This window comes from Haloplanus ruber (assembly GCF_024494725.1).
Classification (GTDB): domain Archaea; phylum Halobacteriota; class Halobacteria; order Halobacteriales; family Haloferacaceae; genus Haloplanus; species Haloplanus ruber.
This window is the reverse complement of record NZ_JANHDK010000003.1, coordinates 37,045-61,361: the sequence shown is the minus strand read 5'-3', so window position 1 is coordinate 61,361 and position 24,317 is coordinate 37,045. Positions and strand designations below refer to the sequence as shown.

28 protein-coding genes and 2 tRNA genes are annotated in these 24,317 nt (G+C 68.5%); 10 read left to right on the top strand and 20 right to left on the bottom strand.

What is annotated here, in order from left to right:
* Positions 1-10: 10 nt before the first annotated feature.
* On the bottom strand, positions 11-913 hold the full coding sequence (locus NO878_RS10790; RefSeq protein WP_256406002.1) for a halocyanin domain-containing protein: 903 nt from the start codon (positions 911-913) through the stop codon (positions 11-13).
* A 244-nt stretch (positions 914-1,157) separates the two neighbouring features.
* Here NO878_RS10790 and NO878_RS10785 point away from each other — a divergent pair, with 244 nt between their 5' ends.
* The 6 genes from NO878_RS10785 (at position 1,158) to NO878_RS10760 (ending at position 5,990) form a co-directional block, all read left to right on the top strand.
* The gene (locus NO878_RS10785; protein WP_256406001.1) at positions 1,158-1,343 is read left to right on the top strand and encodes a DUF8131 family protein; all 186 of its coding nucleotides are present in this window, start codon (positions 1,158-1,160) and stop codon (positions 1,341-1,343) included.
* 3 nt (positions 1,344-1,346) lie between these two features.
* Positions 1,347-2,186: a sulfite exporter TauE/SafE family protein gene (locus NO878_RS10780; RefSeq protein ID WP_256406000.1), complete on the top strand. Its 840-nt coding sequence runs from the start codon at positions 1,347-1,349 to the stop codon at positions 2,184-2,186.
* The gene (locus tag NO878_RS10775) at positions 2,183-4,636 is read left to right on the top strand and encodes a heavy metal translocating P-type ATPase (RefSeq protein WP_256405999.1); all 2,454 of its coding nucleotides are present in this window, start codon (positions 2,183-2,185) and stop codon (positions 4,634-4,636) included. The genes NO878_RS10780 and NO878_RS10775 overlap by 4 nt, the downstream gene beginning before the upstream one ends.
* Before the next feature lie 70 nt (positions 4,637-4,706).
* Positions 4,707-4,910 carry a DUF8028 family protein gene (locus NO878_RS10770; RefSeq protein ID WP_256405998.1) on the top strand — a complete coding sequence of 68 codons (204 nt, stop codon included), beginning with the start codon at positions 4,707-4,709 and terminating at the stop codon, positions 4,908-4,910.
* Between the two features lie 53 nt (positions 4,911-4,963).
* Positions 4,964-5,788 (top strand): MBL fold metallo-hydrolase, encoded by an 825-nt coding sequence (locus tag NO878_RS10765; protein WP_256405997.1) that lies wholly within the window; start codon positions 4,964-4,966, stop codon positions 5,786-5,788.
* A gap of 25 nt (positions 5,789-5,813) precedes the next feature.
* Entirely contained in the window at positions 5,814-5,990 is a 177-nt protein-coding gene (locus tag NO878_RS10760; RefSeq protein WP_256405996.1) for a hypothetical protein, read from the top strand.
* Positions 5,991-6,019: 29 nt separating this feature from the next.
* Here NO878_RS10760 and NO878_RS10755 read toward each other — a convergent pair whose 3' ends face one another.
* Together NO878_RS10755 and NO878_RS10750 are read right to left on the bottom strand one after the other, a co-directional pair.
* On the bottom strand, positions 6,020-7,039 hold the full coding sequence (locus NO878_RS10755; RefSeq protein WP_256405995.1) for a DUF5787 family protein: 1,020 nt from the start codon (positions 7,037-7,039) through the stop codon (positions 6,020-6,022).
* The gene (locus NO878_RS10750) at positions 6,996-7,286 is read right to left on the bottom strand and encodes a DUF5808 domain-containing protein (RefSeq protein ID WP_256405994.1); all 291 of its coding nucleotides are present in this window, start codon (positions 7,284-7,286) and stop codon (positions 6,996-6,998) included. Before NO878_RS10750 ends, NO878_RS10755 begins: the two co-directional genes overlap by 44 nt.
* 188 nt (positions 7,287-7,474) lie before the next feature.
* Between NO878_RS10750 and NO878_RS10745 the strand changes: the two genes are divergently transcribed.
* Positions 7,475-7,696, top strand: a complete 222-nt coding sequence (locus tag NO878_RS10745) for a DUF8106 domain-containing protein (RefSeq protein ID WP_256405993.1) — start codon at positions 7,475-7,477, stop codon at positions 7,694-7,696.
* Here the strand turns inward: NO878_RS10745 and NO878_RS10740 are convergent, their stop codons facing one another.
* The 7 genes from NO878_RS10740 to NO878_RS10710 form a co-directional block, all read right to left on the bottom strand.
* Positions 7,697-9,295: a bifunctional N(6)-L-threonylcarbamoyladenine synthase/serine/threonine protein kinase gene (locus NO878_RS10740; RefSeq protein WP_256405992.1), complete on the bottom strand. Its 1,599-nt coding sequence runs from the start codon at positions 9,293-9,295 to the stop codon at positions 7,697-7,699.
* 12 nt (positions 9,296-9,307) lie between these two features.
* Complete coding sequence (locus NO878_RS10735) at positions 9,308-9,628, bottom strand: 30S ribosomal protein S24e (RefSeq protein WP_256405991.1); 321 nt, start codon at positions 9,626-9,628, stop codon at positions 9,308-9,310.
* Between the two features lie 72 nt (positions 9,629-9,700).
* Positions 9,701-10,222, bottom strand: a complete 522-nt coding sequence (locus NO878_RS10730; RefSeq protein ID WP_256405990.1) for a GTP-dependent dephospho-CoA kinase family protein — start codon at positions 10,220-10,222, stop codon at positions 9,701-9,703.
* A 2-nt stretch (positions 10,223-10,224) separates the two neighbouring features.
* Positions 10,225-10,422: a transcription elongation factor subunit Spt4 gene (gene spt4 / locus NO878_RS10725; RefSeq protein ID WP_157689847.1), complete on the bottom strand. Its 198-nt coding sequence runs from the start codon at positions 10,420-10,422 to the stop codon at positions 10,225-10,227.
* On the bottom strand, positions 10,422-10,994 hold the full coding sequence (locus NO878_RS10720) for a DNA-directed RNA polymerase (protein ID WP_256405989.1): 573 nt from the start codon (positions 10,992-10,994) through the stop codon (positions 10,422-10,424). The genes spt4 and NO878_RS10720 overlap by 1 nt, the downstream gene beginning before the upstream one ends.
* A gap of 1 nt (position 10,995) precedes the next feature.
* Entirely contained in the window at positions 10,996-11,361 is a 366-nt protein-coding gene (locus tag NO878_RS10715) for a PIN domain-containing protein (RefSeq protein WP_256405988.1), read from the bottom strand.
* Between the two features lie 17 nt (positions 11,362-11,378).
* Entirely contained in the window at positions 11,379-12,611 is a 1,233-nt protein-coding gene (locus tag NO878_RS10710; protein ID WP_256405987.1) for a translation initiation factor IF-2 subunit gamma, read from the bottom strand.
* A gap of 187 nt (positions 12,612-12,798) precedes the next feature.
* Between NO878_RS10710 and NO878_RS10705 the strand changes: the two genes are divergently transcribed.
* Positions 12,799-13,428: a non-canonical purine NTP pyrophosphatase gene (locus NO878_RS10705; RefSeq protein ID WP_256405986.1), complete on the top strand. Its 630-nt coding sequence runs from the start codon at positions 12,799-12,801 to the stop codon at positions 13,426-13,428.
* On the opposite strand, the gene NO878_RS10700 is transcribed toward NO878_RS10705, so the two are convergent.
* From NO878_RS10700 to NO878_RS10675, 6 genes are all read right to left on the bottom strand, one after another.
* Positions 13,425-13,883 (bottom strand): DUF7384 family protein, encoded by a 459-nt coding sequence (locus NO878_RS10700; RefSeq protein ID WP_256406425.1) that lies wholly within the window; start codon positions 13,881-13,883, stop codon positions 13,425-13,427. The two genes, NO878_RS10705 and NO878_RS10700, sit on opposite strands and share 4 nt — an antisense overlap.
* A 664-nt stretch (positions 13,884-14,547) precedes the next feature.
* The gene (epsC, locus tag NO878_RS10695) at positions 14,548-15,420 is read right to left on the bottom strand and encodes a serine O-acetyltransferase EpsC (protein ID WP_256405985.1); all 873 of its coding nucleotides are present in this window, start codon (positions 15,418-15,420) and stop codon (positions 14,548-14,550) included.
* A gap of 917 nt (positions 15,421-16,337) precedes the next feature.
* Positions 16,338-16,409, bottom strand: a tRNA-Thr gene (locus NO878_RS10690).
* A 43-nt stretch (positions 16,410-16,452) separates the two neighbouring features.
* Positions 16,453-17,106, bottom strand: a complete 654-nt coding sequence (locus NO878_RS10685; RefSeq protein WP_256405984.1) for a DUF7114 family protein — start codon at positions 17,104-17,106, stop codon at positions 16,453-16,455.
* A 133-nt stretch (positions 17,107-17,239) separates the two neighbouring features.
* The gene (locus tag NO878_RS10680) at positions 17,240-18,097 is read right to left on the bottom strand and encodes an NAD+ synthase (protein WP_256405983.1); all 858 of its coding nucleotides are present in this window, start codon (positions 18,095-18,097) and stop codon (positions 17,240-17,242) included.
* 100 nt (positions 18,098-18,197) lie between these two features.
* Positions 18,198-18,467, bottom strand: a complete 270-nt coding sequence (locus NO878_RS10675) for a hypothetical protein (RefSeq protein ID WP_256405982.1) — start codon at positions 18,465-18,467, stop codon at positions 18,198-18,200.
* Between the two features lie 91 nt (positions 18,468-18,558).
* Between NO878_RS10675 and NO878_RS10670 the strand changes: the two genes are divergently transcribed.
* Both NO878_RS10670 and NO878_RS10665 read left to right on the top strand, forming a co-directional pair.
* A tRNA-Gly gene (locus tag NO878_RS10670) sits at positions 18,559-18,629 on the top strand.
* Between the two features lie 89 nt (positions 18,630-18,718).
* Positions 18,719-19,825 (top strand): peptidase, encoded by a 1,107-nt coding sequence (locus NO878_RS10665; protein ID WP_256405981.1) that lies wholly within the window; start codon positions 18,719-18,721, stop codon positions 19,823-19,825.
* Here the strand turns inward: NO878_RS10665 and NO878_RS10660 are convergent, their stop codons facing one another.
* From NO878_RS10660 to NO878_RS10645, 4 genes are all read right to left on the bottom strand, one after another.
* The gene (locus NO878_RS10660; RefSeq protein WP_256405980.1) at positions 19,826-20,533 is read right to left on the bottom strand and encodes an Nmad3 family putative nucleotide modification protein; all 708 of its coding nucleotides are present in this window, start codon (positions 20,531-20,533) and stop codon (positions 19,826-19,828) included.
* A 48-nt stretch (positions 20,534-20,581) separates the two neighbouring features.
* Positions 20,582-21,700, bottom strand: coding sequence for a PQQ-dependent sugar dehydrogenase (locus tag NO878_RS10655; protein ID WP_256405979.1), 1,119 nt, complete (start codon positions 21,698-21,700; stop codon positions 20,582-20,584).
* Between the two features lie 30 nt (positions 21,701-21,730).
* On the bottom strand, positions 21,731-22,630 hold the full coding sequence (locus NO878_RS10650; protein WP_256405978.1) for an acyltransferase: 900 nt from the start codon (positions 22,628-22,630) through the stop codon (positions 21,731-21,733).
* A gap of 119 nt (positions 22,631-22,749) precedes the next feature.
* Positions 22,750-24,231 carry a heme-binding protein gene (locus NO878_RS10645; RefSeq protein WP_256405977.1) on the bottom strand — a complete coding sequence of 494 codons (1,482 nt, stop codon included), beginning with the start codon at positions 24,229-24,231 and terminating at the stop codon, positions 22,750-22,752.
* Positions 24,232-24,317 lie beyond the last annotated feature (86 nt).

The following is a 24,317-nucleotide window of genomic DNA, read 5'->3' as shown; positions in this document are numbered from 1 at the left end:
ATCCCTCCAGTTAGCCGATCACCGTCGGTCCGCCACCGAGGAACTCGACGAAGTACATGAACACCCACAGCAGGCTGATGATCCCCACGTAGATGACAATCAGCGTCGCCGTCCCGTACGGGTCGTACTCGTCGTGCCCGAGTTCGCGAACAACCCCGGCCTCGAACACCGATTCCGAAGACGTCCGCGCGGCCTGTGAGGGGGCCGTGTCCGCGTCGGCGGTAGTCGTGAACTCGTCGTAGTTGAGGAACACCCAGCCGGTGATTCCAAGGACGACGGCGAGCGCCGCCGCGACGGCGCCGCCGACGAGGCGGAAGGCCAGAGAGAGGACCGGTGAGCTACCGCCACCGGCGGCCTCGCCACCGCCAGCCTCGCCGCCACCGGTCTCACCGCCACCGCCGGCGCCGCCACCAGCATCGCCGCCGCCACCGCTGCCGCCGACGACGATGGCGCCTTTCATCCCGAGCGCGAGGTGTGGCTGGCAGTAGTACTTGTAGACCCCCTCGGTTTCGAAGGTGTGTTCGTGGGAGTACCCGGTGTTTTCGATGCTGTCGACACCGCCCCAGTCGGCGCCGGACGGCTGTTCCTCGATCAGCACGTTGTGGGTGTCGGACACCCACTCGAAGGTCACCGACGTCCCGGGATCGACTCGGATGGCGGCGGGACCGAAGGCGTAAGGCCCACCGTTGCCCTCGGCGCCCACCTCGACCGTCACCGAATCCTGCCCGGTGTGGTCGGCGGTTCCGTCGAAGTTCTGTGTCTCGCCGCCCGTGCCGGACCCGAACCAGCCACCGTAGTCGACGCCGCCTTGCGCGGTGACGGTCCGGGCACCGAGACCCGCCGCCACCGCCCCGGCGGCGGTTCGGAGCGCCGTGCGCCGTGTCAGGGCGGGGCGATCCGTCGCGTCGGTCATGCCGGTGCCCCCCTGTGGTCGTCACACGCCACGTCCGTTGGACGTGACCGGCCGGGCGATGGCCTCCGCCATCCCTGCCGGCGCGCGTGTACACCCCCGTACCACTGGCCGACGAACCGTTCGTCACCGTCGAATGCGACCATACCTGCGAACAGGGACCTTCTATTACATAAATTGAGATCCCGTTTTCGGAACGCTGGAATAACGGCGGCAGTTATTAGTTCTACAGAGCGATATTGCCGGTATGGCTTCCGTTCGCACTGCATCGCTCGTCGCTCTGCTCGCGTTGCTCCCGGTCGCGGCGTACACGCTGTCGATCGAATCTATCGCGGCGGTGTCGCTCGTCAACGTCGTTCTCATCGCCGCGAGCGTGTACGTGATGTTTCTTCCCAGCGAGTCGACGGTCAAGGGCACCGCCGCGTCCTCGTAGGTGATGCACCCGCTCGTCGGTATCGCGGCCGCCGTCACGAACGCCGCCGCCGCGACCGAGGGGAGCGCCGCTGGCACCGCAGCCGCCGCCGCAGCGAGCGATCCGGGACTCCTCGTATTTCTCGCCATCGGCGCCCTGGGCGGCGCCCACTGTCTCGGAATGTGTGGCCCGCTCGTCACGCTGTACGCCGACCGCCTCGGCGCCGAGGCGGGGCGTGTCCGCCCGATTGACGTGCGCCAACATCTGCTCTTCAACGCCGGGCGAACCCTCAGTTACGCCGCCATCGGCGCGCTGATGGGGGCGCTTGGGGCAACCCTCTTCGACGTCGCGGCCGTCGCAACCGTCGCGACTGACGTACGCGCGGTCACGGGGATTCTCGCCGGCGGGTTCATCGTCTTCACCGGAGTGGGCTACCTGTTTCGTGGCTCTGTCGGCCACGGCGTGTCGATCCCCCTCGTGGGCGACGCCTTCTCGCGGGTGTACGGCGCGGTCACGACTCGCGTCGACGCGTGGGTGGGTGGCCCGCGGATCGTCGCCCTCGGTGCGCTCCACGGGGTCCTCCCCTGTCCGTTGCTCTATCCGGCCTACCTCTATGCCTTCGCCGTCGGCTCCCCCGTCCGCGGGGCGCTGTCGCTCGCCGTACTGGGGATCGGAACCGTGCCGACGCTGCTCGCGTACGGCACCGTCTTTCAGTCGCTCGATACGGGGCACCGGGTAGGACTCCACCGCGCTCTCGGTGTCGCGTTCGTCGCCCTGGGCTACTTGCCGCTGGCGCACGGACTGATGCTCTTTGGGATCACCCTCCCGCATCCACCGATTCCGGTCTACCAACCCCTCGGATGACGTCCTGTACGCTCTGTGACCTGCCGACGCCCGACCCGCCCGTTACCGACGCGGACGTGGAAGGATCCTTCTGCTGTCGAGGCTGTCTGGAGGTGGCCCGACAGCTAACCGCGATGGACGACGACCGGACGGCCGCGGCGACCGACCCCGACGACCTGCGGGCGGCGCTGACGACCGACGACACGGAGACCGAAGTCGACGCGGACGAGGAGACGGAGACTGCGTTCGTCGCCGTCGACGGGATGCACTGTGCGACCTGCGAGGCGTTTCTCGAATCCCGCGCCGAGGATCAGCCAGGCGTCGTCGCGGCGGCGGCGTCGTACCCCTCGAACCTGGTTCGGGTGACCTACGATCCGGACAGCCTCGCGACGGACGACCTGCCGCCGCTCCTTTCCGGCGCGGGCTACCGCGCCCGGGCCATCGACGAGGACGGCGAGGACGACACCACCGAGACGGTCGGCCGCCTGATCATTGGTGGCTTCTTCGGCATGATGACGATGGCGTGGTACGTCCTCTTTCTGTACCCCGCCTATTTCGGCGTCGCCCCCGACCGACTCCTGTTCGACGTGACGGGCGCCGCCGGCGACTACCTCCTCTGGAACGTCTGGGTGATGACGAGCATCGTTCTCGGCTACACCGGCTACCCGATCCTCCGGGGGGCGTACGTCAGCCTGCGGGCCGGGCGGCCGAACATGGACCTACTGGTCGCGCTCGCGGCCGGCACCGCCTACGTCTACAGCACCGCGACGCTCCTGGTCGGCGGGACGGAGGTCTACTTCGACATCACGACTGTCGTCGTCCTCGTGGTCACGTTGGGCGGCTATTACGAGACGCGCCTGAAAGAGCGAGCGACGGGGCGGCTGACCGAACTCACGGAGAGCCGGGTCGACGAGGCGCGCCGCCGTACCGCCGACGGCGAGGAGACGGTGCCGGTCGCGGCGGTCGACCCCGGCGACGAACTGCTCGTCGGCGCGGGCGACCGGGTGCCGGTCGACGGCCGGGTGATCGAGGGAACCGCCGCCGTCGACGAGTCGCTCGTCACCGGCGAGTCCGTCCCCGTGCGCCGGAGCGCGGGCGAGGAGGTGATCGGCGGCGGCCTCGTGACCGACGGTGGAATCGTGATCGAGGCCGCGGAGTCGAGCACGCTCGACCGCCTGGTGACCACCCTCTGGCGCGTCCGGAGTTCGCGATCCGGCGTCCAGCGCCTCGCAGACCGCCTCGCTGCGGTGTTCGTCCCGGTTGTCCTGCTCCTCGCCGCCGCGGCGTTTGCCGTCCACCTCGCGCTCGGTGCGGCGCCGACCGACGCCTTCCTGACCGGCCTGGCAGTGCTCGTGGTGTCGTGTCCGTGCGCGCTGGGGCTGGCGACGCCGCTAGCTGTCGCCGCGGGCGTCCGCGAGGCGCTCGACCGCGGTGTCGTGATCGCCGAGGGCGACGTCTTCGAGCGGGCGACCCAGGCGGACGTAATCGCCTTCGACAAGACGGGGACGCTGACGACCGGGGAGATGCGCCTCCACGACGCCGTCGGCGACGAGACGGCGCTCGCCCGCGCGGCAGCCGTCGAGGCGTTCGCCGACCATCCGATGAGCGAGGCGGTCGGCGAGGCGGTCGACCCGGTCGACGCGCCGGTCGAGGAGTTCGAGCGCTACCCCGGTCGCGGTGTCGGTGGTGTGATCGAGGGCGACCGGGTGACCGTCGGCCGCGCCGCGCTGTTCGCGGACGCGACGGTGCCCGACCGCTACCGCGAGCGCTACGAGCGGGCGGTCGATGCCGGACAGATCCCCGCGTACGTCGGGTGGGACGGTGACGTCCGGGGCGTTCTCGTCGTCGGCGACCGTCCGCGGCCGGAGTGGGAGTCGGTCGTCGCGGCGGTCGGCGAGACAGTCGAGCAGGTGGTCGTCCTCACCGGCGACGGCGAGGCGGCGGCCGCGCGCTTCCGCGAGCATCCCGCCGTCGACGACGTCTTCGCGAACGTCCGTCCGGAGGCGAAAGCGAGCGTGGTCGAGCGCCTCGGCCGGGACGGAACGACCGTGATGGTCGGTGACGGGAGCAACGACGCGCCGGCGCTTGCGGCCGCGGATCTCGGGATTTCGATGGAGGGTGGGACCCGCCTCGCCGCCGACGCGGCCGACGCCGTCGTCACCACTGACGACCTAGCGACGGTCCCGCAGGTGTTCGACCTGACCGCGGCGACACGACGGCGGCTCCGGCAGAACCTCGGGTGGGCGTTCCTGTACAACGCCGTCGCCGTTCCGGTGGCGCTGGTCGGCGCGCTCGACCCCCTCGTCGCCGCCGTCGCCATGGGGGCGAGCAGCCTGCTGGTGGTCGCGAACTCGGCCCGCGGATTCGGCGATATCGACGCCGGTGAGCGGAGCGAGACGACCCCCGGAGGAACCGGCGGCGCGGAGACGCCCGATCCTGGGCCGGCCGCCGTCGCCGACGGCGGGTCGTGACGCGGACACACAAGCGATCATTTGAGCGTTGCACAGGCTTTTGCCTCTTCCGTGCCGAGTACCGCTACCGATGCCCTCCGTCCGTTCGGCCGGCGCGCGGTCCGCCGCCACCCGCGCCGGGACCGCCGTCCGCGCCGCCGCGTTCTGGACCGCCGTGAGCCTCCCGCCCGTCGTTATCCTCCTGCTAGCGCTCGGGGTGAATCTGGTCCTCGTTGGCGCCGTCCTCGCTCTCAACGCCGCAGCGCTGGTCGTCGGCCACGGCCACCGTCGCTGATCCCGTCCGCCGAGCGACGCCGATAAGGTCGCTCGCGGGCAACGTCCGGCCGAATGCGGGTGACGCTACTCGGAACCGGCGACACGACGGGCACGCCGACGGTCGGCTGTGACTGTGCCACCTGCGAACGAGCGCGAGACCGTGATATCGAGCGCTCGCGGTTCTCGGTCCACGTCGAGAACGACCGAACCGGCGAATCGCTACTGATCGATTTCAGCCCCGACTTCCGGCATCAGTTTCTCACGCGGGACGTCCCGCTTCCCGACGCCGCCCTCGTGACCCATATCCACTTCGATCACCTCGACGGTCTCGGCAACGCCTACCGCCTGTTCGACGAACTACCGGTCCACGCGACGGACGTCGTCGACCCGGTGACCGAGGAGAGCGTCGCGGACACCGTCCGCCGAAAGTACGACTACCTCGACCGGGTGCGCGTCCACGGCCACGACCCCCACGAGCGCTTCCGTGTCTGTGGCCTCGACGTGCGCTTTCTCCCCGTCGATCACCCGCCGCTCCTGTGTTATGGCGTCGTGATCGAAGACCCAGAGACGGGCGCGAAGTGTTCGCTCACCGGCGACACGAGCTTCGGGATTCCGGCGGACACCCGGACAGCCCTCGCCGATCCCGACCTCCTCCTGGCCGACGCCATCGTTCCGGCGTCGTCCTGTGCGTACCACCCGCACGGCGGGAAACACCGCGACGAAGCGGGTGTCCCTCGGACTTTCGGGACGAAACACATGACCCGTGAGGGCGCACTCGATCTGGCGGCCGAACTCGACGCCGACCAGACACGCCTGGTCCACCTCGCGCACTTCTACCCCGCCGACGAGGCGTTCGCGGAGCCGTTGGCTGTCGACGGCGAGACCTACGACCTTTAACTCCCGGCCGAACGCAGTCCCGGCCATGACCGTCGTCACGACGCTCGGCCGCGGCGCCGCGAGCGGGCTGGCAGGGGTGCTCGTCTGGGTCGCCGTCTCCGCGCTCTTTCTCGGCGGCCCCGACCCGCGCCGAGCGGCCGCGGCCGGGGTCGTCCTCGCACTCGCCGTCGCCGCGGTGACGGCACTCGTGCGCCACCGCTGACGGCTCGCCGTCGTGACCGTCACGCCGAGTCAGGTAAATCGGTCGAGCCCCGTCTGTCGCCGGGCGACGCCATCGGGGTCGGCAACCCACGGCGTCCGCTCGGCCCGCAACGCCTCGCAGTCCACCGTCGGCGGGTCGGCGGCCTCGAAGGCAGGACACGCCTCGCCACAGTCGCTCCCGGGGTGGACGACTCGGTCGAATTCCACGCAGTAGGGCGCCCCCTCGTCGGTGGGGCACATCGACGCACAGCCAGGGTAGGCGTCCGGGCGCCAGCCCTTGCCGTACGCACGCTCGGCGATGGCACGTCGCTTTCGGGCCTTCGCCGCGGCCGGGACGACGGCCACGTCCGTCCGGAGCGGGTGGTCGGCAAGCGGTTCGATCCCCGGAGCGTCGGAGGCGAGCGGCGTCGGCTCCCGAACGACCGTCAGGTCGCTGTCGGCTCCTGAAAACCGCCACACCCCCACCGAGTCGGGAATGCGGTTCAGGTGCGCGCCGGTGACGTAGCTCTCGGTGGCGAGGACGACGGCGTCAAAGAGGCCGAGAGCGGTATCCCGGCGCAGTTGGCGCTCCAGGTCGCCCGGCCGGCCGAGGTCGGGTTTGTTCTCGATTCCGATCAGACGGCCGATCCAGTCGGGGTAGCGGGCCGTCGCCCGGACGTGTCGGCGACTCCCCCGTCGCTCGGCCTCGAAGAAGCCGACCTCGACCGCGCGGTCGGTGGTACGTCGGGCGACGCCGGGTGAGCAATCGAAGGCGTCGACCGGGTCGACCGCGCGTCCCGGTCCGACGTCGCTCTCGACGGCCCGCGGCGGGATGGTCTCTCGCGTGATCGCGGCCCGGCGGTCGAACTCGGGGCCGGGCACCACCGCACAGACGTCGACGACGCGGGCACCGGGGTCGGCAACCGAGGCGCCGAGCTGACGGCCGAGCACCCAGTCGCGTCGCTCTTCGAGGTGTGCACACAGCGTCAGTTCGAACGCGTACTCCGAGTCCACGCTGGCGGCCGAGTCAGTCGTCGACGACGACTTCGACGGGGTCGTCCCCGTCCGCATCCTCGTCGGTGTCGGTGTCGGGACGCAGGCCGCCGTCGTTCTCCTGCCAGAGCAGGACACCGGCGACGAGGACGACCAGCCAGGAGCGCCAGTTCGCCAGGTTCAGCGTGTAGCCAATCCCGAAGGGCTTCTCGACGACCATCCCTTCGCCGGGCTTCCAGTGGGCGGAGAGCAGGCGCCCGAGGCTCGGGCGTTCGAAGTTGTACGGGATGCCGAGGATCGAACCGGACTGCGGTTTGTCGGCCATAGGAGGAGGTACGACTCCCCGGGATAAATCGTTTCGGCTCGGAGCGTGCCCCGGCCCGTGGCGGGCCGTCCGGGCGGCACGAACCGGCCGCGTCTCGACACCGATCCGACACGGTAAATTAGTCATGATCGTCCGTATTGGACGCTGAGCCGCCAGAATTATCCGGGACGAGCACCAACAAACAGTTGATGGAACACACCTCCGCCCCCACGCCCTCGCGGCCCTCACCCGACGGGGACAACGGCCGCAAGGCGACGCTTTTCTGCCCCGACTGTGGACACACGAATCCGCTCGACGGCGACTGGGTCGTTCGAACAGTCGCCGGCCACCGACGCGTTCGCTGTCCGGACTGCCGGTCACTCGTCGACGAGCGGCGCGTCACGGGGTGCCAACCGATCCACGCCGACTAATTACTGATACCGGCCGCGCCCCTCCACGTCTCGGAGGCGTGAGAGCACGGCCTCGGGGCCGCGGGCCGCATACCCCGATTCGAAGGCTGTGAGCGCGGCGTCAGCGTCCGTCTCCACAGCCGTGCCTCGCACGCTCCCCTCGAAGACGTGACAGTCCATGGCGTGGTCCTCGACGTGACCGCTGTGGTACCCGAGGCCGAAGTCGATGAGGAAGACCCGGTCGTCGCCGAGGCGAACGTTCCGCACCGTCGGATCACCGTGGACGATGTCGGCGTCGTGGAGCGTCGCGAGATGTTCGCCGACAGCCCGGGCCCGCGCAGGCGTGAGCGCAGCCCCTAGGTCGCGGTCGCCCACCCGGTCGAGTGTGAGCGTCGCGGCGGGAACGTCCACGTCGCGGACGACAGGCGTCGGGACGCCGTGGCGTCGGGCCTCGCTCGTCAGACGAGCCTCCGCGACCGTTCGCTCTCGGCGAAGTCGCTCGTCGAGCGCCGGATGGCGGTAGGCCTTGGGCAGGCGGCGCTTGGTCACGCGGTCGTCTCCGACCGTGACGACGGCCTCGGCGCCCTGACGCTCCGGTCGCTCGACGGGGTCGATAACGACCGACTCGTCGTCACGCCAGGTCACCGCCGCGGCGTCGGGGCGGAAGTTGGGGTCGACCGCCGAGTCCTCGATGGCGACCGTCTCGCCGGCGGCGTACATCTTCGCGCCGAGAACCGCGATCATGCCGGCGTTGTCACGGAGGAAGCGTGGCTCGGGCGCGTAGAACGCGGCGTCGCGGTCGGCACACATCGTCGTCAGCATCTCCCGCAGGCGGTCGTTCTGCCCGACGCCGCCCCCGAGGACGAGTTCGTCCGCGCCCGTCAGCGACAGGGCGCGTTCGGCCACCTCGGTCAGCATGGCGAAAGTCGTCTCCTGGAGAGAGAAACAGACGTCCTCGACGGGCGCCCCCTCGTCGTAAGCGTCCTTGGCGGCGCTCATAAGCCCCGAGAAAGAGAAGTCCATGCCCTTGACCACGTAGGGGAGGTCGACGTACTCGCCGTCGGCGGCGGCGGCCTCGACCTTGGGACCACCGGGGTGTGACCACCCGACGTGACGGGTGAACTTATCCAGAGCGTTGCCCACACCGGTGTCCATCGTCTCGCCGAGGACGCGATACCGGCCGTCGTGGTAGCCGAGCAGGTGGGCGTTGGCACCGCTGGCGTTCAGACAGACCGGCGAGTCGAACCCCGAGCCGTGGCGACCGATTTCGAGGTGGGCGATCATGTGGTTGACGCCGACCAGGGGCACGTCGAGGGTGCCGGCGAGCGCGCGAGCGGCGGTGCCGACGATCCGCAGGCAGGGGCCGAGTCCCGGGCCGCGAGAGAAGGCGACGGCGTCGATGGGGCCGTCGGCGGCGTCGAGCGCCGCCTCGATGACGGCGGGGATGGCCTCGCCCATGTGTTCGGCGGCCTCGCGTGGGTGAAGGCCGCCGCTCTCGGGCTGGTAGGCGTCGGTTTCGATGAATGGGTCCGCGTCGGCGTCGAGGGGGGCGTCCGGATCGAACCGGTAGACCGCCGCGCTGGCGGCCCACGCCGTCCCCTCGATGCCGAGAATCCGCATCAGTTCGGGGCGTTACGCCTCTTCGGCTTCGGCGTCCTCGGCGTCCTCAGCGTCGGGGCTGATCTTGTTCCGGTCGAGCATATGCTCCTGTTCCACGTCGCGGGCGTGGTCCGGACTCTCGTACACCTTGGCGTAGCCGATGGTCTTGCGCATCCCGAACTTCGTGTCGAGTTCGTGGACGACGACTTCGGCGGAGTCCTTGTTGAGCTTGGCCGCGAGACTGTCTCGAACGGAGAGGCGGGAGGGAGTCGCGTCCTCGTGGGTGATCCGGAAACGCACGTCCGTGCGGTGCAACATCGGGTTCTCGTCTTCCTCGATGATATCGATATCCATCGTTCAGTTACCCATACGTGGTCTCGAACCGGACAAAAGCATTACGAAGCGACCGAAGCGCTCCGAGCGGCGTTACGCGACGATATCGAGTGCGCCCTCAACGTCGCCGGCCATCCGCGAGAGCAGGTCGCGAGCGGTCGCCCGCGACTCGTCGGTGACGGGTACGAGCACCATCCCCTCGCCGGGTTGGCCGTAGACGACGGCGCCGCCGAGCGGGGCCGCGAGAAGCGCAGGCAACGTTGCCAGGTCCTCCTCGCCGTCGACCCCGACGACGGTCGGCCCGTCCGCCAGGGCGGTCACGAGCGCCGTGAGTAGCTCTCGGGAGAGCGTCGCCGGCGGGTTCGTCACCGTGACGTCCGGCTCGGGAAGGGCCGCGGCCACGTCGTCCGTGACCGGTTCGCGCTCGGTGTAGCCGTCGATCACCGCCACGTCCGGCTGACGGCCGGCGTCGAGGAGGTGCGCGGTGACGACGTCGCCGATAGCCACGAGCGGGCGGCCGGCGTCGTCGGCGGCGAGCAGGGTCGTAGGATCGGTGAACACCCGACCCAGCGGCTCTTTGAACGCGTCCCGAAGATCGTCGGGGAGTTCGAGCACGGTCAGCGGACCTTCAGCGCGTACCCGCCGGGTTCGGAGACGTTCATCTCCTCGGCGACCTCGGAGCGCTCGGGGTGGGTGATGATGACGTAGCCCGCCCAGTCCTCCGTGAGACTCGACGACCCGCAACTCGCGCAGGTCTGCGTGTCGGGGTCGTTGATGAAGTGACACTCACGGCAGGCGAGGCGGTCCTCGGCCATCAGTTACCCTCCATCTGTGCCTCGCGTTGCTGTCGCTCCTCTTCGAGCCAGCCGTGCTTGCCCAGTCCCGGCTGTTTGGCAGTCAACCCGATCTTGCTGTCCCGCGGGTTGCGCTCGTCGACGCTCTTGGTGACGATCCGGACCCGGACTTCGTCGCCGACCGCGAGGGTGCGGTTCGTCTCCGTCGAGGCGAGCTGCTGGTTCTCGCCATCGTAGGCGAGATATTCGTCGGAGATCTGTGAGACGTGGAGCAGCCCGTCGACGGGACCGATCCCGACGAAGGCGCCGAACTCCACGACCTCGACGACGGTGCCGTCGACGACCTCCTGCATCTGTGGATCGTAGGTGATGGCATCGAAGTCCGCCTCGTAGTAGACTCCGGGGCGGTTGGGCAGCACCGCGCCGTCGCCAATATCGTGGACCTCGACGACACTCACGACGCTCCCCACCTCCTCGTCCATCCGACCTTCGAGTTTGTCTTGGAGCAGGCGCTTGACCCGCTCGGGCGTCACGTCGGCGAGGTGCCGCGGCGGCACTTCGACCGTGTCCTTGAGTCGTACCCGTTTGTACATGCTAAGGTTGTGTTATGTTCAGTGTGTTCCGACCCCTTAAACCGATTACCCGAACTCCGCGTTCGAGCAGGCGGTCTCTGAGTGGGCCGTCGTTCGTCACGACGTACTCGCACTCGCCGCGGCCGGCGAGTTCGACGAGGGCGTCGTCTGCGTGCGATTCGTCCGTCTCTACCACGTCACAGCGCTCCGCCAGGTCCCGACCGACGCTCGCGGCCGTGGCCTCCTCGCCGGCGCCCGCTGACAGCCGGTCCAGTTCCGCAATCACCGTCGCCGGCGTCACGAACGCGATATCGCCGAGCAGGCGGTCGAGTTCGTCGAACACCCGCACGTCGCATTCGATAGGCATCATGAGCGCGCTGGTGTCCATGGCGACGCGAGGCCCTGTCACTTGAGCGTGCCGATGCCGATGAGCCGCCAGCGCGCGCCGACGCGGCGATTGATGGCGATTTTCGACCCCGACTCCGCACAGACGGGGCGTTTCAGCGATACCTCACACTCACCGGAGCGCGCGCTGGTCACCGCGCCGACGGTCGTCGCGGTGCCGACGGTGAGCATCAGCGGTTCGCCCGTCGAAATCTCCTCGATTTCGTCGCCGTCCTCGCCGACGACTCGGTCGAGCAGTTCCACGTCCATCTCGAAGGCCTCGTGGGTCGGGGGAAGCGTCCCGGGTTCGCCCGCGACCTGCCCGGCCAGCGCGTCGCCTTTCGTCAGCGACGGGTCCAGCCCCGTGCCGACACCAAGGAGGCCGCCGGGCGTGGCGACGTCGACCGACTGGCTCCCCGCCTGTAGCGAGCGCACCTCAGTCGTGATGGGTCGCCACTCGGTCTGGCCGCCCTCCTCGACCTCTCGGCCGGGGCGGAGTTCGATCTCCTCACCGGCTTCGAGAGAGCCGTCGACGAGACTGCCGCCGACGACCCCACCCTTGAGATCCGCCCACGTCGTCCCCGGGCGGTTGATGTCGAAGCTCCGGGCGACGAACATCCGCGCGGCGTCGCTCGCCTCGCGGTCGGGCGTCGGAATCTCTCGCTCGACGGCGTCGATGAGGAGATCCATGTTGACCTCCTGCTGGGCGCTGACGGGGACGATGGGAGCGTCCTCGGCGACGGTGCCCGCGACGAACTCCTGGATCTGTTCGTGGTTCCGGACCGCCTGGTCTCGGTCGACGAGGTCGATCTTGTTCTGTGCGATGACGATGTTCTCGACGCCGATGATGTCGAGTGCCATCAGGTGCTCCTCGGTCTGAGCCTGGGGCACCTCCTCGGTTGCGCTCACGACCAGCACCGCACCGTCCATGAGCGCGGCTCCCGAGAGCATGGTCGCCATGAGCGTCTCGTGACCGGGCGCGTCCACGAACGAGACCGTCCGCAACACCTCGCTCTCCGAGCCGTCGGGACAGGTCTCCTCGACGGTGAACGCCTCCGGTTCCTCGACCTCCGGGCACTTGCGGAACGTCGCGTCCGCGTACCCGAGCCTGATGGAGATACCGCGTTTCATCTCCTCGGAGTGTTGGTCCGTCCAAGACCCACTGAGAGCCTGGACCAACGTCGTCTTCCCGTGATCGACGTGGCCTACGAGACCGATGTTCACCTCCGGTTGCTGGTGTGTTTCCGTCGCCATTGAGAGTAATCTTGGAGGAATTTCGCTCCCTGCGGGTGATAAAGTTGCTGTTCTCCGGGCGAGAGCCGCTGGCCGCGTCGGACGCCGCCGCGACGGGGTCTCGGGGACCAACCAGTCCGTAGACGGCCGAACGCGGAGGCCAGTCCGGGACCGACGCCTCTTTGCCCCGACCGTCCCCACCGCCGCTGTGCTCAACTACGTCACGACCAACGCGGGCAAGGTCCGCGAGGTCCGCGAATATCTCGACGACGGTGCGGTCACGCAACTCGATTTCGACTACGCCGAGATTCAGGCGCCGACCCTCGAACCCATCGCCGTCCGCGGTGCGCGCGAGGCGTACCGCCACGCCGGCGAACCGGTCGTCGTCGACGACGCCGGCTTGTTTGTCGACGCCCTCGACGGCTTTCCAGGGCCTTACACTGCGTACGCCGAGGAAACACTCGGGATCGAGCGGGTGAGTCGCCTCGCCCGCGAGGCCGCCGAGGGACCTGGACGTGCCGCCTTCCGCTGTGTCCTCGCCTACTGCGACGGCGACGACTTCGCGGCCAGCCCCGACCCCGTCGACCGCGGGGACCGGGCGGCCGCCGCGGCCGCGGAGAACGACCCGGAGGGTGACGCCGACCTTCCCGTCAAACTCTTCGAAGGCGCCGTGCGCGGGCGCCTGGTCGATCCTCGCGGCGACGGGGGGTTCGGCTACGACCCCGTGTTCGAACACGAGGGAACCACCTTCGCGGAGATGGGACCGGCGAAGAAGAACGCGGTGTCCCACCGCGGGCGCGCCCTGGAGAAGTTCGCGGAGTGGTATCCGAGCCGCTAGCCCCGCGGGTCCCGATCCGGCCCCGGATACCCGCCGCCGACGGCCTCCCGATGGAGGCTCGCGGCGTCGAACAGCGTCGCAAAGGCCCGAGGGTGCCTGACGCTCGTCTCGACACGGCCGCGGACGGCCGCCCCGGCCGCCGCCGACAGCAGTGACTCGTCGAGGGTGAGCAGGTGCATCGCCCCGCCGCGGTAGGCGGACGCGAGCGCCGGGTGGTCACCGTCGGGATGGGCGACGCGTTCGCTGGCCCGCTGAGCGCGGGCGCGCCAGTCGCGAGCCAGCGCGTCGTCCGCGACGTCGGCGACGACGGCCGCAGCGTCGTCGAGAAGTGGCTCGCTGGCGACGAGAGTCATCCACGAGTGTTCGCGGACGCGGTCCAGCGCCGCCCGCGACGGGTCGCCGACGAGGAGGTCCGCCGCGAGGACGCCTGCGTCGGCGACGACCCGCGTCGGCATCGGATCGTGTGGGCTGTCGGCGGTCACCGGTCGCCACCCCTCGGGGCGACGACTGCGGGGAGACGGGGCCGCTCCGCCTCAGTCGTCGGCATCGTCACCACGCGTCCGGCGGAGCGCGTCGAGTATGTCCGCCTCGGTCCGGTCGTATCGTTCGGCGCGGCCGAAGAGGTCGTCCCAGGTCACGCCGAACCCTCCGTCGCGGCGAGCAAAAGCCTTCCTCCCCACCCGTTGGGGACCCGTCGAAACGCGTGCCACGGCCGAAAGCGAGGCGGGCCGGTTGGCGCGTTCACACCCCGTACTGATGCCGCCAACGACGGCCCTCATCGCACGACGACGCTGTCAACGTCTGACGTATATTTAAGTCGGGGGATAGCAACTGTTGGACCGGGCGCGCACCACCGGCTTCAGTTCCCATCCTCCCCACCCGCGCGCCCGGCACACCCCACTGGCACCTCGGTGCTCGGCGCCGTTCCCCCACGGCGCCGTCTTCGGCCGCTTCCGGGGCGGAGTCCGTACACGCTCACGGGGCCGGGCATCAGGTTCCGGGTGGCCGACGCTCGGCGTCGGAGAAACCCACAATCGGCGTCCGTCGGACCGTACCGCCTCCGGCACAGAGGCCGCGATTGCGCCCGTTCTGTGCCCGTGTGACCCAACCGACCGTCGATTAGTGGTTCGGCTTCCGCTCTTGCTCGGGGTGTTCGGAGACGAAGACGCTCGTATCGTCCGGGATGTCGTCGGTAACCCAGGAGTTCGCACCGATACTCACGTGGTCGCCAATCTCGACCGGGCCGAGGACGTTACTTCCGGCCCCGATGACGACGTGATCGCCGATGTCGGGGTGGCGCTTGTAATCCTTCGCCAGCATGTGTTCCGCACCCTCCTTCTCCTCGAAGTGGAGAGCGCCGAGCGTCACGTTCTGGTAGATCCGGACCCAGTCGCCGACCGTGGCAGTCTCGCCGATGACGACGCCGGTCCCGTGGTCGACGAAGAAACACTCGCCGATCTCCGCCCCGGGATGGATGTCGATCCCGGTCTCGGTTTTGGAGTATTCGGCGAGTTCGCGCGCGTACTCCGGGTGGTCGGCCTCGTAGAGTACGTGTGCGACGCGGTGGGTGAGGATGGCGTGAAAGCCGGGATACGACCGGATGATCTCGCAGTAGCTCTTCGCCGCGGGATCGCCCTTGTACGCGGCCTCGGCGTCCTGCTTGAGGGCGCGCCGAATCGTCGGCAATCGGTCGAGTGTTCGGTCGACGGTCTCGGTTAGTTCGTCCCCGTCCTGCCCCGAGTAGGCGCCGATCCCTTTTCGCATACACGTCCCGAGCGCGGTCAGGTGCCCTCGGGTTTCGTCGGGGTCGTCGAGCAGCGCCGTCCCGTTCCAACACCGCGGGAAGAGGAGTTGCTTGAGAAGCAGTGGCTCGTCACGCAGAAACTCGCGGCGTGGATACACCCGCGAGTCGTCCGTCGGGAACGGCGGTTCGTCCGCTCGATAGGCCGCGACGAGTTCGCGGTGGGCGTTGCTGGAGTATTCGTAATCCATCGTACGACCGATAGGCCGTGGAGGAACGTAGTAGTTCCAGTTCGGTCCGGGGCGACTGCGCGGCCGTCGGATGGCTCCGAACGTGCCCACGCGTCGGTCATCGAAGGGGCCGGTCACGAGGGATCGGGTTAACGGGAGAAGCGAACCGTGAACGAGCTGTATTCGGTCGGTATGAACTCTGTGGATACCGGGAAACGACAGATGTGATCCGAACATTCGGATTCGAGCGTTGCCGACCGTCGCATCGTATCTGTGAAGGGGGTTACGTGGTTCATACGTGTGGCGCACTTCATTGCGCGAGGTGTACCACATTCGTTTCAGAGATACAGTGATGACTCGGCTGGAAAGTAGGAGGTGCGAGTGTATCAAGGTGTGATTTTTATATACTGCTATTTAACGAACATCGCGGAGATGGTGCTGCAATCATACTACCGTTTGGAGGCGTGGGTCGAAGGTCTCCCTCGACTGAAATACGCCATCGCAGTTGGTGTTGCGAGCTTCTTCGGAGTATTCGCTGGGAGTCTGTTTTTTCAGGGGTTGACCACCGTCCACGCAGTAATGATGGGAGTTACAACGGTAATCGTCTACTACGCGTTTGACCCCCGATAGACTCGCGCTCTGTACTTACCGAAGCTACTCACCACATCGAGGGGGTTCTATCGCATTCCGTACTACCCTTCGTCCCTCTGTGAGCATTGATTAGCGAAATCGGGTGTGTCACTTGAGGAGATGTACCCCCGGTCGCTTTCGGAGCTATCCCGCCGCTGTCTGTGAGTTAGTTTGTGTGTACTGACAGTTTATCGAATCGAAAGACGGCGGGGGATGCCCTGTTTATCGAGAGACGTGAATCTTGATCGGGGTTCGTTCAGACGAGCGTAGCCGGAAACGTGTACGTACAAGCAGTGTACAGCAGAAAGAGCCTAGGCCGGAATTTGAATCCGGGGTCTCGTCCTTACCAAGGACGCGCTTTACCGCTAAGCTACCCAGGCACGCGTACATCAGTTGGCCGGACCAATTTTTAGGCGTTTCGATTTACGGGTCCGCCGGCGGGGCGGCATCGCCGTCGGCGAGTGCGAGGACGCGGTCGGCCACCGCGTCGGGGAGCGCCGTGTCGGTCGGGGGAAGGTCGCCGTCGAATTCGCGGGCGAGACCGGCGGCGTATTCGAGGAGTTCGGCGCCGGGGGTGACGCCGGCGGCGGTGGTCCCCGCGGCGACGGCGAGGGCGAAGACGTCGGCTTCGAGGTTGCGATCCAGCGCCGGCGGATCGGCGTCGGGGTCACGCCGCCGGGTCTGATCGCGCCCGAACGCACGGACCACCTCGACGGCCCGCTCGGCGGTTTCGGTCCGCGCGAGCAAGTAGAAGCCACGTGAGACGAGGACGTCGGCAGCGAGGATATCGAGGTCGGCCTGGCGGGCGGCCTCGTCGTCGTCGAGCCAAGGTTCGGTGTGGGTGAGCGTCCGGGTGAGTCGTAGTCCTTCGTAGATGAGTTGGACGCCGGCAGCGCGCTCTGCGGTATCGTCGGGATCGACCGCGGCATCGAGGGCGCGAGCGCTCACCAGCGTCAGGACGCTGGGGGCCATCGAGGCGTCCGCCAGGCGGTCACGAATCGCCTCGCGGAGCCGTTCGGGCTCGATATCGGCGAGCGCGTCGCGGGCAGCACGCCGGGCCCGCACGGCATCGTCCATTGCATTACGGTTGCGGGGGGAAAGTCAAAGGCCTTTGGAAACGCCCGGCCACGGACGGGGACAGTGTCGTGACAGGCCCCACTCCCCGACCGGGACAGTAGGGTGTCGTGTAGAGGGTGGCCCGAGCGCGCGGTTACAGGTAGAGTGGGTCGGGCGACGGCGGCATCGCGCGCTTGTGGGCGCTGGTCTCGTAGAGGTCGACCACGCGGTCGATCTGCTCGGCGGTCACGTCGAGGGCGCGGACAGTCGCGGCCTCCGAGAGCGGGCCATCGACGTGGAGCGCGAGGATGGCATCGAGCGTGTCGTAGTCCAGTCCCATCTCCGCTTCGTCTGTCTGCCCCAGCCACATCTCCGCCGAGGGCGTCTTCGTGACGAGGTCGTCGTCGACGCCGACGTGGGCGGCAAGTTGGCGCACCTGCTGTTTGTAGAGGTTGCCGATGGGGTGACAGTCGACGGCGCCGTCGCCGTACTTGGTGAAGTAGCCGGTGAGCGCCTCGCTCCGGTTGCCCGTGCCGAGGACGACCCGGTTTTCGGCGTTGGCGACGAAGTAGTCGAGGACGGCACGGATCCGCACCCGGACGTTGCCAGCGGCGGTCCGGAGCGGGTCGGTTTCGAGTCGATCCCCGTCCGTCTCCCCCGGAAACGCCGAGACGAAGGCGTCGAAGATCGGCTCGATGTCGATCACGTCGTACTCGATGTCGAGGTCACGGGCGATTCGTTCGGCGTCGCTCATGTTGTCCGCGGCGTTCACCTCGCTGGGCATGACGAGTCCGTGGACGGCGTCGGCGCCCAGTGCCTCGACCGCTAGGTGCGCCGTGAGCGTGCTGTCGATACCACCGGAGAGGCCGAGCACCGCGCCGTCTGCGCCGGCGTGGTCGACCGTCTGCCGGACGAACGATACGATGTGTTCCCGGGCGTCCGCCAGTTCCGCCTCCGAGAGGCGGAGGTCGAGCGGCGCCGACGGTTCCAGAATGACGGATTGCTCGCTCATCACACGTTAGTACGGTCCCCAGTTTGAAATACTCTCTCATGCCGCAGAAGCGATGGACATCTGTTGGCGCTATCGGGACTGAGACGCCAAGATCGACAGTTCACTCCACGTCGAGGCCGGCCCCGTCGACGGTGCCGGCGGACCCCCCTGCGGCGTCCCGACGCTCGCCCGAGGTATCGTCCGTCGCGGACGTGGGCCGCTCGCTGATCCGAAGCACCCGTCGGTACGGGAAAAACTCCCGACCGTCGGCGTGGTCGACCCAGACACCGGAGTCGTAGAACTGAATCGACTCCGCCCGGATCGACCCGTCGCCGAAGTCGTCGCTCGCCTCGTCGGTCAGGAACACCTCGAACAACTGTGAGCCTGTCATATCGACCACATCGTACGGCGTGTGGCGGCAAAAGCGTTCGTTCGGCGAAACGCTACGTTGAAGTGGGATGCGTGACGAGTTCAGTGCGTAAGCGCCGTTGGTCCAGTGGTAGGACAGTGGCTTCCCAAGCCACTAGCCCGGGTTCAATTCCCGGACGGCGCATGACTCCAGGTCGCCTGCGAGGCCACCACGGTCACACGCTCGGAACCGCGGCGCCACGATTTTTGTGTTGCCGTCGATCACTACCACGCGTGTCTGCCGTCGCCCTCCAGTCTGCGCCCTCACTCGCACCGCCGCTGGCCGTCCTCGCCGTCCTCGCCGTTCTCGGGATCGGCGTCGGCGCAGTCGGCAGTATCGTCGCCCGCCGCCTCCCGAACCCGGTGGGCAAGTACCGGCTCCTCTACGTGGGTGTCTTACTCCCGTTCGCACTGCTCGCCTACGGTCTCCTCGCACTCCTGAGTCTGGGTGACGCCGTAGCGGCGGCGGTCCTCGGCGGGACCGAGGGCGTCGCCGCGGCCGCCCTCGCCGACTTCGCGGAACTTCTCGGGGCGGGCCTCGTGGGCCTGGCGGCGTACGCGCCGACGATCCGCGGGATTCGGGCGGTTCGCGACATCGAGCTGTCGACCGGGCGAGCGCTCGCCCGGATGGCCCGCTATGTCCTCGGTCTGAGCGTCATCGTCGCCGGCGCCATCGCACCGCTGCACGTCACCGGCGTCGCGTCGCCGCTCGGATTGGTGGGTGTCCTCGTCGTGTTCGTCGTGGGCCTGTTCGGCGGGGCACCCTGGATTGTCGCCGCGGTGCGTTCGACGACGACACCGACCGGCGAGACCCGGGACCGCCTCGACACCCTCCGTGAGCAGGCGGGCCTCGACGTCCGGGACACGGTGATTCTTGACACCGACGACGAAGAGACGGCCACGGCACACGTCCGCGGGCCGCCCGGCTACCGACGGCTGTTCGTCACGAGCACGTTCCTCGACCGCTTCGACGACGAGACGGCCGCGGCGTTACTGGCGATGCAGGCCGGACAGATCGAGACCCGGGTTCAGCCTCTGCGAGCGGCGAGCGTCGTCGCGGCCGGGGTCCCCCTCGTCGCGTCGGTGGCTGGATGGGGGCCGCGGTGGGTACTCCTCGGGATTGCGGTCCTCGCCCTCCTCGGCGGCTTCTGGGGCTGTCGGCGGGCGCTCCGGGCAGCCGACGACCACGCCGCGGCGCGGCTGGGCGCCGACTCCGTCGCGGACGCGCTCGACCGCTACGCGGCGGTCCACGAGATGGAGCCGACGCGACGGCGCATCCCGAACCCGCTGTCGGTCTCCGTCGCCCTCGGCGACCGGATCGACCGCCTGCGCGGTCGGTAGCTACGGCTGGGCGTCGTTGACGGCGGCCCGCAGGCGCTCGGTCGCGTCGGCGTCGTACCGGAGGACACGCCGCCACCACGGCCCCTTTCCCGAGTCCGCCGAGAGGTCGGTCACGAGCGGGCCAGCCGTCGCGCCGCCCTCGGACGCGCTCAGCGGCACTGCGTGGTCGAACAGGCGAGAGCCGGCACCGCCGGCGACGAGCACCTTCGCGTCGAAGTCGGTACGCTTGCAGTGGGCGTTGCTCGCGAACCGCTCGCGCTCGGCCGGGTCGAGGGTTCGGTACGTCTCGCCGGTCACCGCGCGGTCGACCCGAAACTCGCCGATCAGGTAGGCGCCCCACTCCGGGGGGAGGTCCGGCGCCGCGTCCGGGTCGCCACGCAGGGTGAGCGTTGCGTAGAAAAACAGCGAGTCGCCGGACTCGAGCGTCGAGAGTGGGCCGGCCTTCACGCCGTGTTCGTCGCCGTAGGTGTAGGCGGTCGACCCGTAGTGCCCGACGAACTCCGGATCGAGGTGAACCTGACGGTCGGCGACCGCCGAAACGTCGACGTCGAGCGGGACAGCGAGGTCGCCGTACGTCGGCACCGGTTCGGCTGTCGGCTCCCGCTCCGGGATGGGGACGTACGCGAATCGGCGGTCGGGGCGGACCGGCCCCCGGAATCCCGGGAGCGTGGTGTTGGCACCGACGTTGATGGCGACGGCGCGGGGCATTAGCCGCGGGTCTCGGCCGTCGCCGGCGAGCAGGTACGGTTGGGCATCTCAGGCGGGGACGAACCGGAGGACGCGGTCGTCGGGCGCGGCGGGCGAACCCCGGCCGTCGCGGTTGCTCGTCACGGCGTGGAGGTGACCGTCCGGACCGGTAAAGACCGTCCGAATGCGCCCGAACTCGCCCGAGAACAGACGCTCCTCGGCGGCGACGCCGGGGTCGGTCCCACCACCGTCGAACCGGACGCGGTGGAGGTGTTCGCCCGCGAGCGTCCCGAAGAAGAAGTCCCCTTGCCAGGCCTCGATAGGGCCGTCGTAGACGGCGGCGCTGGCCGGGGCAATGGTGGGGGAGTAGCTCGTGACCGGGTCGGTGAAGCGGTCGTCGTCGCTCGGTCCCGTCACCTCGGGCCAGCCGTAGTTCCCGCCCGCGGTCAGAACGTTGATTTCGTCGCCGACCCGCGGGCCGTGTTCGGTGCTGTACACCGCGCCGTCGCGGACGACGAGGCCCTGCGGGTTGCGGTGGCCGTAACTGAACATCGGGGAGTCGAGCGGGTTGTCGGGGTGGGGGTCGCCATCGAGGGTGACCCGAAGGACCGACCCCGCGAGGACGTTGGGATTCTGACCTCGCTCCTCGCTTGCGGCGTCGCCACAGGTCATGTACAGCGCATCGTCGTGGACGAGAAGCCGCCCGCCGTCGTGGATGTGGGCGCCGGGAACGCCCTCGATCAGGGGGTCGGCCGCCCAGTCGTCGGTCAGGTCGTGTCGCACCAGCCGGTTGGCCGTTCCGCCGTCCGCGGGGTCGTAGGTCTGGTGGGTGTAGGCGTACGGCTCGTCGGGGTGGAAGGCCAACCCGAGCAAGCCACCCTCGCCGACGGCCTTCACCGGAACGTCCGCGACGACCGGCTCCACCTCGCCGTCGGCGAGGCGGACGATCCGGCCCGACCGCTCGGTGAGATAGAGGTTACCCTCACGGTAGGCGGCGCCCCACGGCACCTCGAGGTCCGTCGCGAGCGTCTCGACGGCGACGTCGGGAGCGCTGTCACCGGTGCCGTCGTCGCCGTCGGCGGTGGTGGCCGCTCCGGTCTGGGCTGTCCCGTCAGAGCGCGGGCGGCCGGCACACCCAGCGACCGCCGCCGCGGCGCCGAGGGTCGCCAGATAGCGTCGTCGGTTCATACCGGCTTTGAGGACTCGATCCGTAAAAGCCTACGTCGAGGGGTCGAGCTCCCGCTGGAACTCGTCGAAGACGTCGAGGTCGTCGGGGAGGTCGTACTCGATACGGCGGGACTCCTGTCGGTTCTCGCCGCCGGCTTCGAGCGGGTCCGCACGGTCGTCCCAGCCCGGCTTGACCCGGACGCTCTTTGCCGGCATCCCGACGGCGATGTGGTGATCGGGAACGTCGCCCTGGACCACCCCACGGGCGCCGACGACGGCGTTCTCGCCGACCCGAGCGCCGGCACTGACCATGGCGTCGTAGGTGACGCGGGCGTCGTCCGCGATGGTCGTGTGGTAGTTCCGGACCTCGGTCTGGTCGACGACGTCGTGGTCGTGGCTGTAGACGTGGACGCCGTCGGAGATGGAGACGCGGTCGCCGATTGTCAGCCGTCCACGGTCGTCGAGGTGGACGTCGTCGTGGACGACGACGTTGTCGCCGACGGAGATGTTGTGGCCGTACGTGAAGGTGATGCCCTTGAAAAATCGGCAGTCGTCGCCACACTCCGCGAAGAGGTGATCAGCCAGCATCGACCGGAAACGGAGGGCGAACTCCACGTTGTCGGCCATCGGCGTGGCGTCGAACTGTCGCCAGAGCCACTGGAGATATTTCGACTCCTGAAACCGATCCTCGTCTTTCTCGGCGTAGTATTCGCTCTCGAGTGTGGCGTTACAGGGGTCGTACCCCTGCAGGCGGACACGTTCTGCGGGGGACACGTCGCCGCCGTCCTGCCACCGCTCGTACGCCTCACGGTCCCCGAAGAGGTCGATCAACACGTCCTGTACGACGTTGCAGGTGTCCTCGTCGGAGCCGAGTCGCTCGTCCACGTGGTCGATGAACTCCGTGACCCCGGCATCGGCCTCCACGGGGAGCGCGACGTGGCGCTTCGTCATTGCAGGCGTCGTAAGTCAGGGGTACTCAAAGGGGTTCGGGTGTGCGTGTCAGGCTGGAACCGATGGGCCGCGACCGGAGACGTGGCTGAGCGGCGCGAAAGCGGGAACGGCCGACGGAATCAGGCCAGGAAGACGTGTCGCGGCCGGTCGGCGAGCACGTCACGCCCCCACGAGACGGTGTCGGCGAACTCGTCGGAGCGGAAGAAGGCCATGGCGTCGTCCTTCGAGCGCCACTGGCTGGCGATGAACATGTCGTTCTCGTCTTCGAGGTTGATCATCAGATCCGTCTCGCCGTGGCCATCCATGTCGGCGAGCAGGCCACCCACCGTCTCGAACTTCTCGACGAAGTCCGTCCGGTGGTCGGGCTTGACCGTATAGAACATCCCCATAGTCCCGAAGCCGGACTCGTCGCCGGCCCGACTGACGATATCGGGCAGTTCCGACAGGAACCCGGCGGCCGTGTCGGCCGCGCTCGCGGTGTCCCAGATGCTCACGACCGCCCGCCGGTCGCGTTCGAGCGCATCGTACACCGCGGTCTTGACGTGCGTGTCGTAGTGGTCGAAGTTCGACCGGAGGCCGTCGACCTCCTCGAACAGGTCGTCGGCGTCGGCTTCGGAGTAGAGCACCGTCGCGTAGACGTCCTCGCCGTGGGGCTGGCCGGCGTAGATATCCAGATCGGCGAGTTCGCCGCGAATGTCGTCCTCGTCGCCGTCCGCGTCGTGGGCGCCGTGGTCGTCGCCGTCGTCGTCGACAGCGTCGTCGGGGTGGACCGGCGCGTCGTCGCCGTCGTCGCCGTGGGCGTGCGCGGGAGCGTCCGCGTCACTCGTCGGCACCGACTCCCCCTCGAGGAACGCCGGCAGATCGGCCGGTGGGAACCGACGACCGACGTAGAACGGGCCGAACTCGCTGTAGCGGGCGCTCGCCTCGTCGTAGCGCATCTCGTAGACGATGTCTTTCAGGTCAGTGGGGTCCTCCGAGAACAGGGTCACGCCCCACTCCCAGTCGTCGAGGCCGACCGACGACCCGACGATCTGTTTGACGCGCCCGCCGAACTCACGGCCGTGCTCTCCGTGTTCCTGCATCATCTCGCGGCGTCGCTCGAAGGGCAGGTCGTACCAGTTGTCCTGCTCGCCGCGCTTCCGGCTCATCGGGTAGAAGCTGACGTACTGGTCTGCGGGGATGTCGGGTTCGAGCTTTCCCTCGATATATCGCTTCAGCCCGGTGTCGACCTCCTCCTCGTCTTCGGTGAAGTAGGCGTCGGAGACGTAGCCGCTCACCTCGGTGACGGAGACGTAGGAGGTGGACTGCTCGGTGAAGGCGCCGAGCGCCGTCCGGTCGAAGCGCCGTTCGGCCGTCGAGAGGTCGTCCAGCGTCGGCCGCATGTGGACGATCAGCAGGTCGGCCTTGTGGCCGACCATCGAGAAGACGGCGGAGGCGCCCTCGTCGTCCGCGACGTTCTCGTGGGTCTGGAGGTAGTCGACCCCCTCGTCGACCGCCCGATCCTGCTCTCGCTGTGGGGCGTCACGCCACGCCGCCCAGTCGATCCGACGGAAGTCGTGCAGTACGTACCAGCCTTCGTCCGTCTGGGGTGGCTCGCGCATGGTCGCTCGTTGGAACCGGTGCGGTATGGGCGTTGCGTGTCTTCGCAGAAACCGGGAGTCCGCTGGGGTCGTTTCGACGGTGGTCT